Here is a 12371-nt window from a genome sequence, read left to right as displayed (position 1 = left end):
GGGGCCCGTGAGGCGCAGTCAGGGGTGGACGTCCGGGTTCCGAATGCGTCGTGCCCCTGACAAGCGCTGAGGTTGGAGTATTCGGCCGAACGGCCGGTCGGCGCAAGAGTGCCTTTCGGCCGTCACCCATTGAACGACCTTCACCGACCCCCGGCGGGCCTCAGCGCGGTTCGCGCTCCCCCGCCTCGATGCGGGCGTCCAGGGTGTTCCCCGGCGGCGGGAAGGGGCAGACGAAGTGGTCGGCGAACGCGCACGGCGGCAGCAGCGCGCGGTTGAGGTCGACCGTCGTACGGCCCTCGGCGTCCGGGGCGGCCGGACGCAGGAACCGGAAGCGGTAACTGGTGCTGCCACTGGTGGCGTCGGCGAAGACCGCCCACAGCGAGCCGTCCCCCTCGACGCTCACCTGGAGCGTGAGGTGCCGCCCGTCCAGGGTGAAGGCCAGCTCACCGCCGAGACCGAGCCCGCGCTCCCGCCCGTCCGCGTTCGGCACCAGCACGCTGCGCCGCCCGCTGTCGTACGGGGTGAAGCGCCCCGGCACCGACCAGCGCGGGTCGTAGGGCGTGGCCGCGATGCCCCGGAACGCCCGGCGCGCCCCGGCGGCCGGGTCGAAGTCGCGCACGCCCCAGGCACCCTCGCGCAGCAGGACGACGATCCGCCGCTCGCCGCAGGCCACCCGGGCCGCGCTCGCCGGTCCCGGGTCGGCCGTGAGCCGCACACCGCCGTCGAGGGGCCGCCCGTCCACGGTGAGCCCGTCCGCCCTGGCGGCCGTCAGCAGTACCGCGTCGCCGTCCGCCGACCAGTTACCGGGGATGTCCGGAAGTTGCCCGTCCGGATAGTCCTCCAGCCAGTACGTGCCGGTCAGCGCGAGGGGCCCGTAGGGCGCCGACACCGCCGCGACGCGCTGCTCGTGCCACCGCTTCCACTCGTCGGATGCGTCCGTCGTCATGGAGACAACCCTCGCACAACGGACCGCCTCAGCAGCTGCAGCCGCAGTCGCACCCGTCGCACCCGCACCCGTCGTCACCGCAGCAGTTCCCGCAGCAGTCACAGCAACTGCAGCAGTCACCGCACCCGCCGCAGTCGCAGTTGGCGCACGTCCCTTCCTTGCGCTCCCCGCTCCAGGGGTCGTGGTACGTGCCGCAGCACATCTGGCACGTACAGGCCAGCCCGAGCCACACGGCGCACCCCGCGAGCAGCCCGCGCCGGTCGCGGCGCGGCGGCTCCGGGGGCGTCGGCCCGCCCGGGGCACCCGGGGTCCCGGGCGGTGCGTACGGGTGGCTGCCGTGCGCGCGGGAGACGGTGCCGAAGGCGCGGTCGACGGAGTTGCCCAGTTCGTGCGCGAGCAGCCGGTGCACCAGCCGGCCGTCGCGGAACTCCGCCTCGCGCAGCGCGAGCCGCACCCCGTGCACCGCGTCGTCCGCCAGCCGCCGGGCCTCCGTGAGCGGGGTCCCGGTGGCGGTGAGCGGGTTCCAGGCACCCGACGCGGCGTCAGCTTCCTTGTCCTCCACGGCGTCGAGGAGGTGGGCGAGCCGGCCGAAGAGGCGTCCGGCCTCGGCGAGCGGCTCCGCGTTGTGCGGCCGCCCGGCGAGGTGCGCGGTGTGCGCGAACGCGGCGGCGGTCGCGGTCTCGGTCGGCTCGGTGACGGTGAGCAGGGGCGTGCCGGGCCCGGCGAGCGCCTCGATGCCGCCCTGCCGGTCAACCGCGTCGACCAGTACGCCGGTGTCGAACCCGACGGCACTTCCGCCGCGGGCGCCGGCCGCGTCCCAGCCCGTGGCGACCCGGCGGGCGGCGAGCGCCACCGGCCGACGGGCCAGCAGCCCGTCTCCGTCGGCGACATGGTCGCGCACCTTGGCCGAGGCCAGCACCAGGGAGACGGCCGCCGCGAGCCGGGCACCCTCACCGTGCGCGACGGACGCGGTGCGCATCCCGCGCAGCGGGCACGGTCCCGCCGTACGCCGCCCGGCGCCCGCACCGGCCCCGCCGGCCTGAGCCTCCGTCAAAACAGATATGAGCAGCCCGTCATAGTTCGTCACGATCCGCGCGAACTGTCCGTGGTCCTTGCGCAGCGCGAGGCACAACCCGCACAAATGCGCCATCCACTGGCTCGTGAGGCTCTCCCCGAGCCGGTGCCTGCACGGTCTGACGATTCCGAACACGACATTCCCCCGTGGTTGGTACGACGTTGAGCTGCGGCATCGTATCGATCGCCGCGTTCACCCGTACGCACCCTCCCTCACCCGTGTGCCGGGAAGAATCATATTTCACTCACAGTCAGCATCCGTTTGGGAAAGGACCCTTGGGACACAAGGACTCTCGACGGATTCGCTGTGCACCAGTACCGTCACAAACCCCCCGGGCGGCGTCTATCCACTTGGCGCGACGTCCGCATCATGGATGACCATAGGGATGCGGAGCACGAAAGACCGCTGTGAGAGGAGGCGTCCATGGGATCGGTACGCAAGGCGAGTGCGTGGCTCGGCCTCGTCGACGACAACGATGACGAGCGTTACTACGACGACGACTACACCGAGGGCTCCGATTCCGGGGACGCCTGGGTCACGGACCCGCGGGTGAAGGTGGCCTCGGACGTGGCGGAGGAGAAGGGCCGCCGCATCGCGACCGTCACCCCGGACAGCTTCCGGGACGCACGGTCCATCGGCGAGCTGTTCCGGGACGGGGTCCCGGTCATCATGAACCTGACGGCCATGGAGGCCACCGACGCCAAGCGCGTGGTCGACTTCGCGGCCGGTCTGATCTTCGGTCTGCGCGGTTCGATCGAGCGGGTGTCCACCCGGGTGTTCCTGCTGAGCCCGGCCGACACCCAGGTCATCAGCGGCGAGCCCGCCGCGCACCGTTCCGACGGTTTCTTCAACCAGAGCTGAGGCGGGGCCGCACACCACGGCCCCGCCCCCGCCGGACTCCTACGGACTCCTACCGGAAGGCGTCGAGTCCGGTGAGCGCCTTGCCCAGCACCAACTGGTGCATCTCGACGGTGCCCTCGTAGGTGAGCACCGATTCCAGGTTCGTCGCGTGCCGCATCACGGGGTATTCGAGGGAGATCCCGTTGGCACCGAGGATCGTGCGGGCCGTACGGCAGATGTCGATGGCCTCGCGTACGTTGTTGAGCTTGCCGAAGCTGACCTGCTCGGGACGCAGGCGGCCGGCGTCCATGCGCCGCCCGAGGTGATGGGCGAGCAGAATCCCCTTGTGCAGTTCGACCGCCATGTCGGCGAGCTTGGCCTGGGTGAGCTGGAAGCCGCCGATGGGCCGCCCGAACTGCTCCCGCGACTTCGCGTACTCCACGGCCGCCTCGAAGGAGCTGCGGGCCGCGCCCATCGCGCCCCAGACGATGCCGTAGCGGGCGTGGGAGAGACAGCTGAGCGGTCCGCGCAGTCCGGTGACCTCCGGCAGTACGGCGTCGGCGGGCAGCCGTACGTCGTCGAGCACCAGCTCGCTGGTGACGCTCGCCCGCAGCGACCACTTGTGCTTGATCTCCGGCGCCGAGAAGCCGGGGCGGTCCGTGGGCACGACGAAGCCGCGGATCCCGTCCTCGGTCTGCGCCCAGACGACGGCGACACCGGCCACCGACCCGTTGGTGATCCACATCTTGCGGCCGTTGAGGACCCAGTCCCCTCCGTCGCGCTTGGCGTGGGTGCGCATGTTCGCGGGGTCGGAGCCGTGGTCGGGCTCGGTCAGCCCGAAGCAGCCGATGACCTCGCCCGCGGCCATGCGCGGCAGCCAGGCCTGCTTCTGCTCCTCGCTGCCGAAGCGGTGGATGGCGTACATGGCGAGGGAGCCCTGGACGGAGACCAGGGAACGGATGCCGGAGTCGGCCGCCTCCAGCTCCAGGCAGGCGAGCCCGTACTGCACGGCACTCGCGCCGGCGCAGCCGTAGCCGTCGAGCGACATGCCGAGCGCGCCGACGGCGCCGAGTTCGCGGGCGAGGTCCCGGACGCCGGGCAGCTCGCCGCTCTCGTACCACTCAGCGATGTGCGGCAGCACGCGGTCCGCGGCCCAGGTGCGAACGGTGTCCCGGATCGCCAGGTCCTCCGGTCCGAGGAGGTCGTCGACGCCGAGCGGGTCGGCGGGGTCGAACGCGGGCAACTTGGGGGACGAGGCCATGGGGACACCCTCCGGGACTGTGAAAACTAGCGCTGCTAGTTACGGTTCTCCTGCCGACGTTACGGTGCACCGTGGCGAACGTCCACCATGCGCCTCCCGCCCCCGCGCCACCCGTTCACCGCCCGTCGGGAGGTGAGCGTCGGGCGGCAAACGGGCGGTGCGCGGGTGAGAGACCATGTCGCTCACACCGACACGCGTGACTCCGCCGCCTCCCGAGGCCCCGGCACGGAAACCCCCTCGCACTGCATCACCCGCGGCAACCGCAGCGCCATCACCGCCCCCAACAGCAACAACCCCGCACTCACCACCAACGTCACATGCAGCCCGTGCACGAACGCGTCCCCGGCAGCCCGCCGCAGCGCGCCCCCCGCGGGCCCGCCGAGCCGCGCGGCGACCTCGTACGCCTCCCCCAGCGAATGCCCCGCCGCCGCCGACTGCGACGCCGGCACCCCGGGCACACCCCTCGCCAGCCCGGGCGCGTACGCCGCGTTCATCACGCTGCCCAGCAGCGCGATCCCGATCCCGGCGCCCAGCTGGTACGACGTCTCCCCGATCGCCGCCGCCCCGCCGGCCTGCTCCTGCGGGGCCTCGCTCAGCATCGACTCGTACGCCCCGAACAGCGTCGTCTCCAGACCGAAGCCGAGCAGCACGAACCCGGACAGCATCAGCGCGCAGTTGTCGGCCCGGCCCAGCGCCGTCAGCAGCACCACCGCGAAGGCGGTCAGGCAGAACCCGGCGCACACCATCCGCCGCGGCCCGAACCGCCGCAGCATCCGGGCGCCCGCCAGCCCCGCCGCCATCGCCGCGAAGGTCAGCGGCACCAGCCGCAGCCCGGTCTCCAGCGGGGACAGCCCGAGCACCAGCTGCAGATACTGCGCCGCGATCAGCTCCAGACCCACCAGCGCCAGCATCGCCAGCACGATGCACCCCACCGACGTGCTGAACGCCGGCCGCCGGAACATCTCCAGGTCCACCAGCGGATGCGTACGCCGCCGCTGCCGTCGTACGAAGGCGACCAGCAGGGCCGCGCCCACCACCAGCGGCAGCACGGTGAACACGCTCGCCACCGGCTCGCCGCCGCCCAGCCGCTTCACGCCCAGGACGACGCCGAACAGACCGCCCGCCGCCATCAGCGCGCCGGCCACGTCCCAGGGCCCGCGGCCGTCGCCCTTCGACTCGGGCAGCAGCAGCCGCCCCACCGGCAGGCTGACCAGCATCAGCGGGATGTTGACGAGGAAGACCGAGCCCCACCAGAAGTGCTCCAGCAGGAAGCCGCCGAGCAGCGGGCCGACCGCCGCGCCGACCGCGGCCACGGCGCTCCAGATGCCGATGGCCATCGCCCGTTCCCGCCGCTCGGGAAAGACCTGGCGCAGGATCGACAGCGTCGCCGGCATGATCATCGCGCCGCCGACGCCGAGCAGCGCGCGGGCCATGATCAGCAGCTGGGCGTTGTCGGCGAGGGCGGCCAGAGCGGAGGCGACGCCGAAGAGCGCGTAGCCGAGCAGGAGGATCCGTCTGCGGCCCACCCGGTCGCCCAGCGTGCCGAAGAGGATCAGCAGCGAGGCGCAGACGAGCGGGTAGACGTCGACGATCCAGAGCAGTTCGATCGCGCCGGGCCTCAGGTCCTCGGTGACGGCGGGGACCGCCACGTGCAGCACGGTCGCGTCGACGGCGACGAGCAGCAGGCTGACGCAGAGGACGACCAGAACCACCCAGCGGTTGGCACCGGCCCCGGCCGCCCGGCGGCGCAGCGCGGTGGCAGCCGTGGTCGTCCCGGACATGTACGTACCTCCAAGATGTTCCCTCGCGTCCGGCGGGCCGCGCGGGGTGGGGACTCCCCTGCGGCTCGGCCGGAGAGGAGCGGGGGCTCCGGGCCGTGCAACGGAACGCGAGTGACTCGCCAGAGTACGCGAGAGAGCGCACCGCACACGTGGCGGGCCTCACACATCCCGCGTCACCCGTGTGGCATGCGCCACTGCGTCCCGGGCCCGCCCGACCCGGCCCGTCGGCCACCGCCGGCCCCGGCAGATAATCGAGCCCGTGACCGATCTTGAAACGCGCACGGCGGGCCGCCCCGGAGCCCTGCGCCGGGCCGCCCCGGCGCTCCTCGGCTACGCGGCCGTACGCGCCCTGGGCCTGCTCGCCCTGGCCCTGTGGAGCGCGGCGCGCGACAAGAGCGCGTACACGCTGCTGACCGCTCGCTGGGACTCCCTCTGGTACACCAGGGTCGCCGACCTGGGCTACGGCTACGAGGTGCGACTGCCCAACGGCGACGTCCACTCCAACCTGGCCTTCTTCCCACTGCTGCCTTGGCTGGAGCGGCTCGGCGCGGCGGTGACGCCCCTGTCGCCCGCCGACGCGGGGTTCGCCGTGAGCCTCCTCGCCTCGCTCGCCGCGGCCTGGGGGATCTTCGCGGTGGCCGAGCAGGTGTACGGCCGGACTGCGGAAGGCGCGAAGCACGGCCTTGGAAGGGTGGCGGCGGGAGACGGGCGGGTCGGGGTGTGCGCGGTGCTGCTGTGGGCCGTGCTGCCGGTCGGGATCGTGCAGTCCATGGCGTACAGCGAGTCCCTGTTCACGGCGCTGGCCGCCTGGTCGCTGTACGCGGTGCTGACCGGGCGCTGGGTGACGGCGGGGGCGCTGGCCGCGCTGGCCGGGCTGACCCGTCCGGTCGGGCTCGCGGTGGCGGCGGCGGTGTGGGCGGCCGCGATCGTGGCATTCGTGCGAAGCCGGAGCGAGGCCGTCCCGGACGGCGCCCACGGCCCGGAGCGCGCCCCCGGCGACGGCGCGCGGCGTGTGCTCGGCATGCTCCTCGCGCCCCTGGGCGCCGCCGGGTACGTGCTCTGGGTCGGACACCGCACCGGCAAGGGCCCGCTCGGTTACCTCGACGTCCAGGCCGGCTGGCGCAACGGCTTCGACGGAGGCGTGGCCTTCGCCCGTTTCGTCGCCGGGAAGTTCACGTCGTTCCCGTCGGCCCTGGCGGGCGTCGGGCTGATCGTCGGCGTCGCGCTGCTGGTCTGGCTGTACGTCGTGTGCGTACGGCGGCGCCAGCCGCTCGCGCTGCTGGTGTACACGGGGATCGTCATCGCCCTGGCCCTGTGCGCGTCGAGCTACTTCGGTTCGAAACCCCGGCTGCTGATGCCCGCGTTCCCGCTGCTGCTGCCCCTCGCCGTCGCCCTCGCCCGGCTGCGAACCCCCAGGTCGGCGCTGATCGTGGGCGGTGTCGCGGTGGCTTCGGCGGTGTACGGGGCGTTCTGGCTGAACGGCTCCGGCCCGCCCTGACCGGCCCGGGCCGTCCGATGGCCGCCGGGAGAATTCCGTACCAGCATTCGGTTAACGAATTCATAAGCACGATAAAACCGCCGACCGGGCCGATCAAAGGAAATGAAGCCCGCGGTCGCCCCGGATTGCGGATTCCTCGGAAATAAACCACTCCCTGAGAGGAATCCCACATCACATCGTCATCACAAAGCCGTTGATTCGGCCGGGATCACTCCTCACTCGCTGTAACGTCGATTGGGTGCGTACCGAACGGAACCTCACCCGTCTGGACCGGGTGTTCGCGAGACTGGACCGGGAGCCGGAACGACCGGCCCTCCTGGATGTGCCGGCGATGAGCCGGCACAGGATTGCGCTGTTCGCCGGGACTCTCGCCTTCTATATCGCGATCGTGTGGGCCGTGGTCATCACCTCGTGGCTGGTCCGGCTCGACTGGCAGGTCATGTTCTTCCGGCCCTACCAGCAGTGGCCGGAGCTCCACGCGTTCGTCGACTACTACGTGGTGCTGGGCCAGCGCGGCCCCACCGCGGTCATGGTCGCGGCGTGGCTCGGCTGGCGCTCCTGGCGGCAGCACACGCTGCGCCCCCTGCTCGCGCTCGGGGTCTCCCTGCTCCTGCTGAACGTCACGGTGGGAGCCGCCAAGATCGGCATGGGCCGGCTCGGGCCGCACTACGCGACCACGGTCGGCGCGAACGAGATGTGGCTCGGCGGCGATATATTTCCGAGCGGTCACACCGCGAACGCCGTCGTGACCTGGGGCATCCTGGCCTATCTGGCCTCGACGCCCAGGGCGCGGCGCTGGCTGTCGGCCCTGTCGGCGGTCGTTTCCCTCGGGGTGGGCATGTCCACCGTCTACCTCGGTACGCACTGGCTCAGCGACGTGCTCCTCGGCTGGGCCGCGGGGCTGCTGATCCTGCTGGCGCTGCCGTGGTTCGAGCCGCTGATCACCCGGTCCGAGGCCTGGATCCTCGGCCTGCGCGACCGCTGGTTCCCCCGCCTCGGCCGCAAGGCGGCGACGAAGCCGCCGGTCGGCCCGCCCGCGGTCGTCACGCCACCCGCCTGCGCCCCGGAGAAGACCCCGCTCCGCGAGCCGGTCGCCGCGCCGCGCACCCGGGCTCCGGTCTACCTCGCTCCGGGCCCGCACACGGCCCGCTCGGACCGTACGCCGGTGACCCCGGCCGGCAGCCGCAGGCCGCCGCACGCCGACCGCCATCCGCGAGGCGCGGCCCCGGCCGCACGCCCCGTGTCGGGCGGCTGACCCGGCGCGGGGGCCGGTACGCACAGCCTCTCCCCGCGTGTCAGCCCTTCCAGGCCCGTGCCACGCGGCCGTCCTTCACCTCGAAGTTGAGGCGGCCCACGCGGTACTCCATGGTGATGACCGTTCCCGGCGCCAGGGACCGCACCGTCGACCAGCCGCGCTCCCGCGCGAGCCGTTCGGCCGCGTCGGATTCGAGGCCGACGTATGCGTCCGGACTGTCCTGGGGTTCGGCCGGTGGTGTCGGATTCGGTGCCATGCCGCCACGCTATGCCCTGCTCCGGGACCGGGGAAGCCCAGCCCGGTAACACGGGCCGCACATGCACCTACGGTCACATTTCTGTCACAGGATCGCGGACCCTGTTTTGGTCGAACTCCGTCACACGGACGGACGGTTTTGTACGCCTTCCAGGGTCACGGCAGGTGAATTGCCGCGTGTCGCATCGCCTCCTCGAATAGGCGGACGGAAAGGCCTCCAAAGCGCCCCGGGCACTCCCCCCGCATTTCACGTTCGAACACCCCCGAACGGGCTTGCGGATGGCTTGCGGAGACCGCACATCAGCACAGGAAGTACATCGCTCGCTCACAGATTCTCCTCGCCGGTCGCGGGGCGTTCGGACCGGGACAGGGCGCGGATCAGCCGGTCGTGTCCGGTCCGGATCGCCTCCCTCAGCCCGGCCGGCTCCAGCACTTCGAAGTCGAAACCGAGCAGCATCAGGCGCACCACCATGACGTCCAGGCTTCCGGCACCGGTGCGCGGGAGGCGGCTGCCCGGACCCGCCGCCTCCAGGACCCCCGCCGTGGGCGAGATCCGCTCGGCGGCCTCCTCCAGCGGCACCAGCAGCCGGACGACCGCGCGGGTGGCGTACGCGCGCGGGCAGACGCCCTCGGAGACGTAGGCGGCCAGGTCCTCCGCGGGCGGTTCGCGCGGGGCGAAGCGGGGGCCGTGCGCGGTCCGACGGCGACGGCGACGGCCTCGTCGTCGTCCAGCGGCAGCGGCGGCAGCTCGGCGCCCGCGCCCGGCTGGTGGCCGCCGCCGGTACCCGGGCCGGCGCCGACGGGGCAGCCCAGCTCGCCCAGCCGGTCCACGTCCCGGCGCACGGTGCGCGGGGAGTCGCCGAGGCGGTCGGCCAGGACGGTGCCGGACCACTCGCGGTGGGCCTGGAGCAGGGAGAGCAGGCGCGGGAGTCGTGCCGAGGTCTCCAGCACGGCGCCGAGTCCGCCGGCGGTCGCGGACAGGCTCTGTCCGCGGCCGTCAGGTCTCCAGCGGGGTGACGGACAGCGACAGGTCGTTGTCCCGGGTGTAGTACGGCCCGGCCTCCACGGGGCCGTGCGGCGTCCGCACACGCGCGCGTGGATAGGTGAACACGGGGTGCTTGTCGGCGACGTCGTCCAGCAGCCGCGCGAGGCGCACGACCGGACCGGGCTCACCGTCGGGCCGCAGCCACAGGTCCCACTCGCCCGGCGCGAGGGTGGCGTAGGGCACGGTGAAGCCGAACTCCGACCGGTCGGCCGCGACGTCCAGCCGGCGTACGGGCCCCTCACCGGTGCCGGGCCGGGCCCGCAGCTCGACGTGGGCGCCGGCGCCGAGCCGCGTTCCGTACACCCGCCCGCGTACGGTCAGCCCGCCGTCCGCGAAGGCGAGCTGCCCCGCCTCCGCGTGCGGGGCGCGCAGCCAGCTGCGGACGGTGAGGTTGCCCTGCCGGGTGGCGTACGGAATGCGGACGGCGACGTGGCCGAGCAGGCCGCCCGGGGTGCGGTCGGCCAGGGAGCGCAGGTCGGTGACGCCGGGCACCAGGCGCCGCGGTTCGCCGGCGGACACGCGCGCGTAGGCGTCCCAGCGGCCCTCGGGCAGGGCCACACTGCTGGGCAGCGCGGCGCGCAGCCTGCCCTCGGCGGCGGGGGCCAGCGGCAGGCTGACCGTGTCGTCGGCGGCGTCGGAGGCGCGGCGGCGCAGGATGAGGAGGGCCGCCCCGGTATCCCCGTGCGCGGCGACGTCGAAGGTCAGACCGCCCGCGGAGTCGCCGATGCAGTCGGCGCGCAGCGGGGCGGCCGGTGGGGCCGGCGGCGTCATGCGGTGCGGTTCCTCCCTGGGCTTCTCGTCGTCCGGTTAGACCCGGAACCCCGCCTTCTGGTTGTCCGTGTCCGATTGCGATGTGGTCACGACCGGAAGGCGGCCCCGACCGGACCGGCCAACGGTCCGTCACTCCAGGCCAGTCCGCCATTACCTCGGGTATCAGCTATTTCCGGACACCCGCTTCATTCGCTGATTTCCTGATTTGTCGACCAACCGCCATGGCGATCCGGGACACGCCTCGTCGGGTCAACACCCTTTTGCTTCCTGCCAGTTGGCGGTGACCGAGCGCCTCCGCCCGGCGGATGACCGTGCGCGTCGGATGGTTCGATTCCGTTGGCCATGGGGCGTGACTCCCTCCACAGATCGCCCGTTGTCATCAGCATGAGCCGGGGATCCGCCCGGACCACGGCCCGGGACCCACCCGGTCCGGTCACGCACCGCATCCCGAGGGAGCCACCCGTGCCGCGCATGCTCGACGTCAGCGACGACGTACGCGCCGAGATCGGCGACGAAGAAGCCGACCGCCTGCTCGCCGGGGAGTCCGCCCCGGGCAGCTACGACTGCACGTCCTGTCGCACCCCGGGCGACTGCGAGCAGGAGCGCACCAGCACCGTTCTCTTCATCGGGGACGAGACCGCCGTCCTCGCCTTCGCCCACGCCGGCTGTCTGCCCTCGCAGGTCGTCAAGGTCACCGAGGAGCAGCTCCAGGGGGCGGTGAAGTCCATCCACGCCGACAACGCCCGCCCGGAGCCCGAGCAGGCCGCACCCGAGAAGGTCGCGTCCGAGCAGGCCGTGCTCGGCGTCACCAGCGGACTGATCCTGATCGCCGGGGAGCTGCACCCGGCCCTCGTGGTGGAGCCGACCGCCCCCATCGCGCGGCCCGGCACGGCCGGCGCGGGCGACGACTTCCTGCCGCTGCTCATCGAACAGGGCTTCATGCCGGTCACCGAGCTGTCCACCACCCCGGCCGTGCTGCACGGCTGGTCGGTACTGCTCGCGATGGGCCAGCTGCACGCGGTGCTCCAGCCGGGGACGAACGGCGGTCGGCCGGTGGCCTGGTGGCAGGCACACCAGCCCCTCCAGGTCACCGAGGGCTGGCGCACGGCGGCCAACAAGCACCAGCAGGTGCTGATGTTCGCGGCGCCCGTCGGGACGATCGGACGGCAGCCGCGCGAGGACCTGCTGCGGGACGCGCTGGACAAGGCGGCGGCGAACGGGCAGCTGGTCGCGGCGGCGCTGCCGCTGGCGGGAACCTGAGCGCTTTCCGTGCGGGCGCCGGACGCCTGCGGCCTGGGCCGCATCTCTTCCGGTGCAAGGTCGTTTGGACATACGTGTACGCATACGACGCCTTCCACCGCCAGGGCCCCTCGGCCACGCCGATCTACGACGCGCTCTACGCCGAGTACGGCAGGTCCTTCCGATCGCTGCCGGGCGATCGCAGCGGCGAGGAGGAGCTGGGGTTCACGTCCTTCAGGAGCATCCCGCGCGGCAGGGGCTCGTACAGCGCCTACAGCGCGGGAGCCCACAGCGCCCGCGTCGGCCAGCAGTCGATGTGGCAGCGCGTCGGGACGCACCACGTCCCGGCCGCGCTGCCACCGGCTCCGCGCAGAGGTGCCTGACAGCCACCTGAACGTCGAGAGA

Annotated in this window: 11 protein-coding genes and 1 pseudogene; 5 read left to right on the top strand and 7 right to left on the bottom strand. The window is 72.7% G+C overall.

What is annotated here, in order from left to right; all coding sequences use genetic code 11:
* Positions 1-160: 160 nt before the first annotated feature.
* Together ACIQ6R_RS24815 and ACIQ6R_RS24810 are read right to left on the bottom strand one after the other, a co-directional pair.
* A complete protein-coding gene (locus ACIQ6R_RS24815; protein ID WP_404180012.1) occupies positions 161-946 on the bottom strand; it encodes a DUF1684 domain-containing protein in 786 nt (261 codons plus the stop codon).
* Positions 947-974: 28 nt separating this feature from the next.
* The gene (locus ACIQ6R_RS24810; protein ID WP_404180015.1) at positions 975-2156 is read right to left on the bottom strand and encodes a DUF5685 family protein; all 1182 of its coding nucleotides are present in this window, start codon (positions 2154-2156) and stop codon (positions 975-977) included.
* Positions 2157-2444: 288 nt separating this feature from the next.
* On the opposite strand from ACIQ6R_RS24810, the gene ACIQ6R_RS24805 reads away from it, so the two are divergent.
* Positions 2445-2882 carry a cell division protein SepF gene (locus ACIQ6R_RS24805; RefSeq protein ID WP_121746110.1) on the top strand — a complete coding sequence of 146 codons (438 nt, stop codon included), beginning with the start codon at positions 2445-2447 and terminating at the stop codon, positions 2880-2882.
* A gap of 49 nt (positions 2883-2931) precedes the next feature.
* On the opposite strand, the gene ACIQ6R_RS24800 is transcribed toward ACIQ6R_RS24805, so the two are convergent.
* A complete protein-coding gene (locus ACIQ6R_RS24800) occupies positions 2932-4122 on the bottom strand; it encodes an acyl-CoA dehydrogenase family protein (protein ID WP_404180018.1) in 1191 nt (396 codons plus the stop codon).
* A gap of 182 nt (positions 4123-4304) precedes the next feature.
* Positions 4305-5903 carry an MFS transporter gene (locus tag ACIQ6R_RS24795; protein WP_404223492.1) on the bottom strand — a complete coding sequence of 533 codons (1599 nt, stop codon included), beginning with the start codon at positions 5901-5903 and terminating at the stop codon, positions 4305-4307.
* Positions 5904-6162: 259 nt separating this feature from the next.
* On the opposite strand from ACIQ6R_RS24795, the gene ACIQ6R_RS24790 reads away from it, so the two are divergent.
* Both ACIQ6R_RS24790 and ACIQ6R_RS24785 read left to right on the top strand, forming a co-directional pair.
* Entirely contained in the window at positions 6163-7401 is a 1239-nt protein-coding gene (locus tag ACIQ6R_RS24790; RefSeq protein ID WP_404223490.1) for a mannosyltransferase family protein, read from the top strand.
* Between the two features lie 238 nt (positions 7402-7639).
* A complete protein-coding gene (locus tag ACIQ6R_RS24785; protein WP_404180027.1) occupies positions 7640-8656 on the top strand; it encodes a phosphatase PAP2 family protein in 1017 nt (338 codons plus the stop codon).
* A 40-nt stretch (positions 8657-8696) separates the two neighbouring features.
* Here the strand turns inward: ACIQ6R_RS24785 and ACIQ6R_RS24780 are convergent, their stop codons facing one another.
* The 3 genes and pseudogenes from ACIQ6R_RS24780 to ACIQ6R_RS24770 form a co-directional block, all read right to left on the bottom strand.
* Complete coding sequence (locus tag ACIQ6R_RS24780) at positions 8697-8912, bottom strand: I78 family peptidase inhibitor (protein WP_404180030.1); 216 nt, start codon at positions 8910-8912, stop codon at positions 8697-8699.
* 324 nt (positions 8913-9236) lie between these two features.
* Positions 9237-9862, bottom strand: a pseudogene (locus ACIQ6R_RS24775) (transcriptional regulator).
* Positions 9863-9908: 46 nt separating this feature from the next.
* A complete protein-coding gene (locus ACIQ6R_RS24770; protein ID WP_404180033.1) occupies positions 9909-10727 on the bottom strand; it encodes a hypothetical protein in 819 nt (272 codons plus the stop codon).
* Positions 10728-11189: 462 nt separating this feature from the next.
* Here ACIQ6R_RS24770 and ACIQ6R_RS24765 point away from each other — a divergent pair, with 462 nt between their 5' ends.
* Both ACIQ6R_RS24765 and ACIQ6R_RS24760 read left to right on the top strand, forming a co-directional pair.
* Entirely contained in the window at positions 11190-11987 is a 798-nt protein-coding gene (locus tag ACIQ6R_RS24765; RefSeq protein ID WP_404180036.1) for a hypothetical protein, read from the top strand.
* A gap of 74 nt (positions 11988-12061) precedes the next feature.
* The gene (locus ACIQ6R_RS24760; RefSeq protein ID WP_404180039.1) at positions 12062-12349 is read left to right on the top strand and encodes a hypothetical protein; all 288 of its coding nucleotides are present in this window, start codon (positions 12062-12064) and stop codon (positions 12347-12349) included.
* Positions 12350-12371: the final 22 nt, after the last annotated feature.

Source organism: Streptomyces sp. NPDC096048, assembly GCF_044763415.1.
Taxonomy (GTDB): Bacteria; Actinomycetota; Actinomycetes; order Streptomycetales; family Streptomycetaceae; genus Streptomyces.
This window is presented reverse-complemented; position numbering and strand designations above follow the sequence as displayed.

What these genes read in the sequence shown, in the direction of transcription:
- ACIQ6R_RS24770 (WP_404180033.1), bottom strand. Translation starts at nt 10,727, where the DNA reads ATGACGCCGCCGGCCCCACCGGCCGCCCCGCTGCGCGCCGACTGCATC.
- ACIQ6R_RS24815 (WP_404180012.1), bottom strand. Translation starts at nt 946, where the DNA reads ATGACGACGGACGCATCCGACGAGTGGAAGCGGTGGCACGAGCAGCGC.
- ACIQ6R_RS24795 (WP_404223492.1), bottom strand. Translation starts at nt 5,903, where the DNA reads ATGTCCGGGACGACCACGGCTGCCACCGCGCTGCGCCGCCGGGCGGCC.
- ACIQ6R_RS24780 (WP_404180030.1), bottom strand. Translation starts at nt 8,912, where the DNA reads ATGGCACCGAATCCGACACCACCGGCCGAACCCCAGGACAGTCCGGAC.
- ACIQ6R_RS24805 (WP_121746110.1), top strand. Translation starts at nt 2,445, where the DNA reads ATGGGATCGGTACGCAAGGCGAGTGCGTGGCTCGGCCTCGTCGACGAC.
- ACIQ6R_RS24800 (WP_404180018.1), bottom strand. Translation starts at nt 4,122, where the DNA reads ATGGCCTCGTCCCCCAAGTTGCCCGCGTTCGACCCCGCCGACCCGCTC.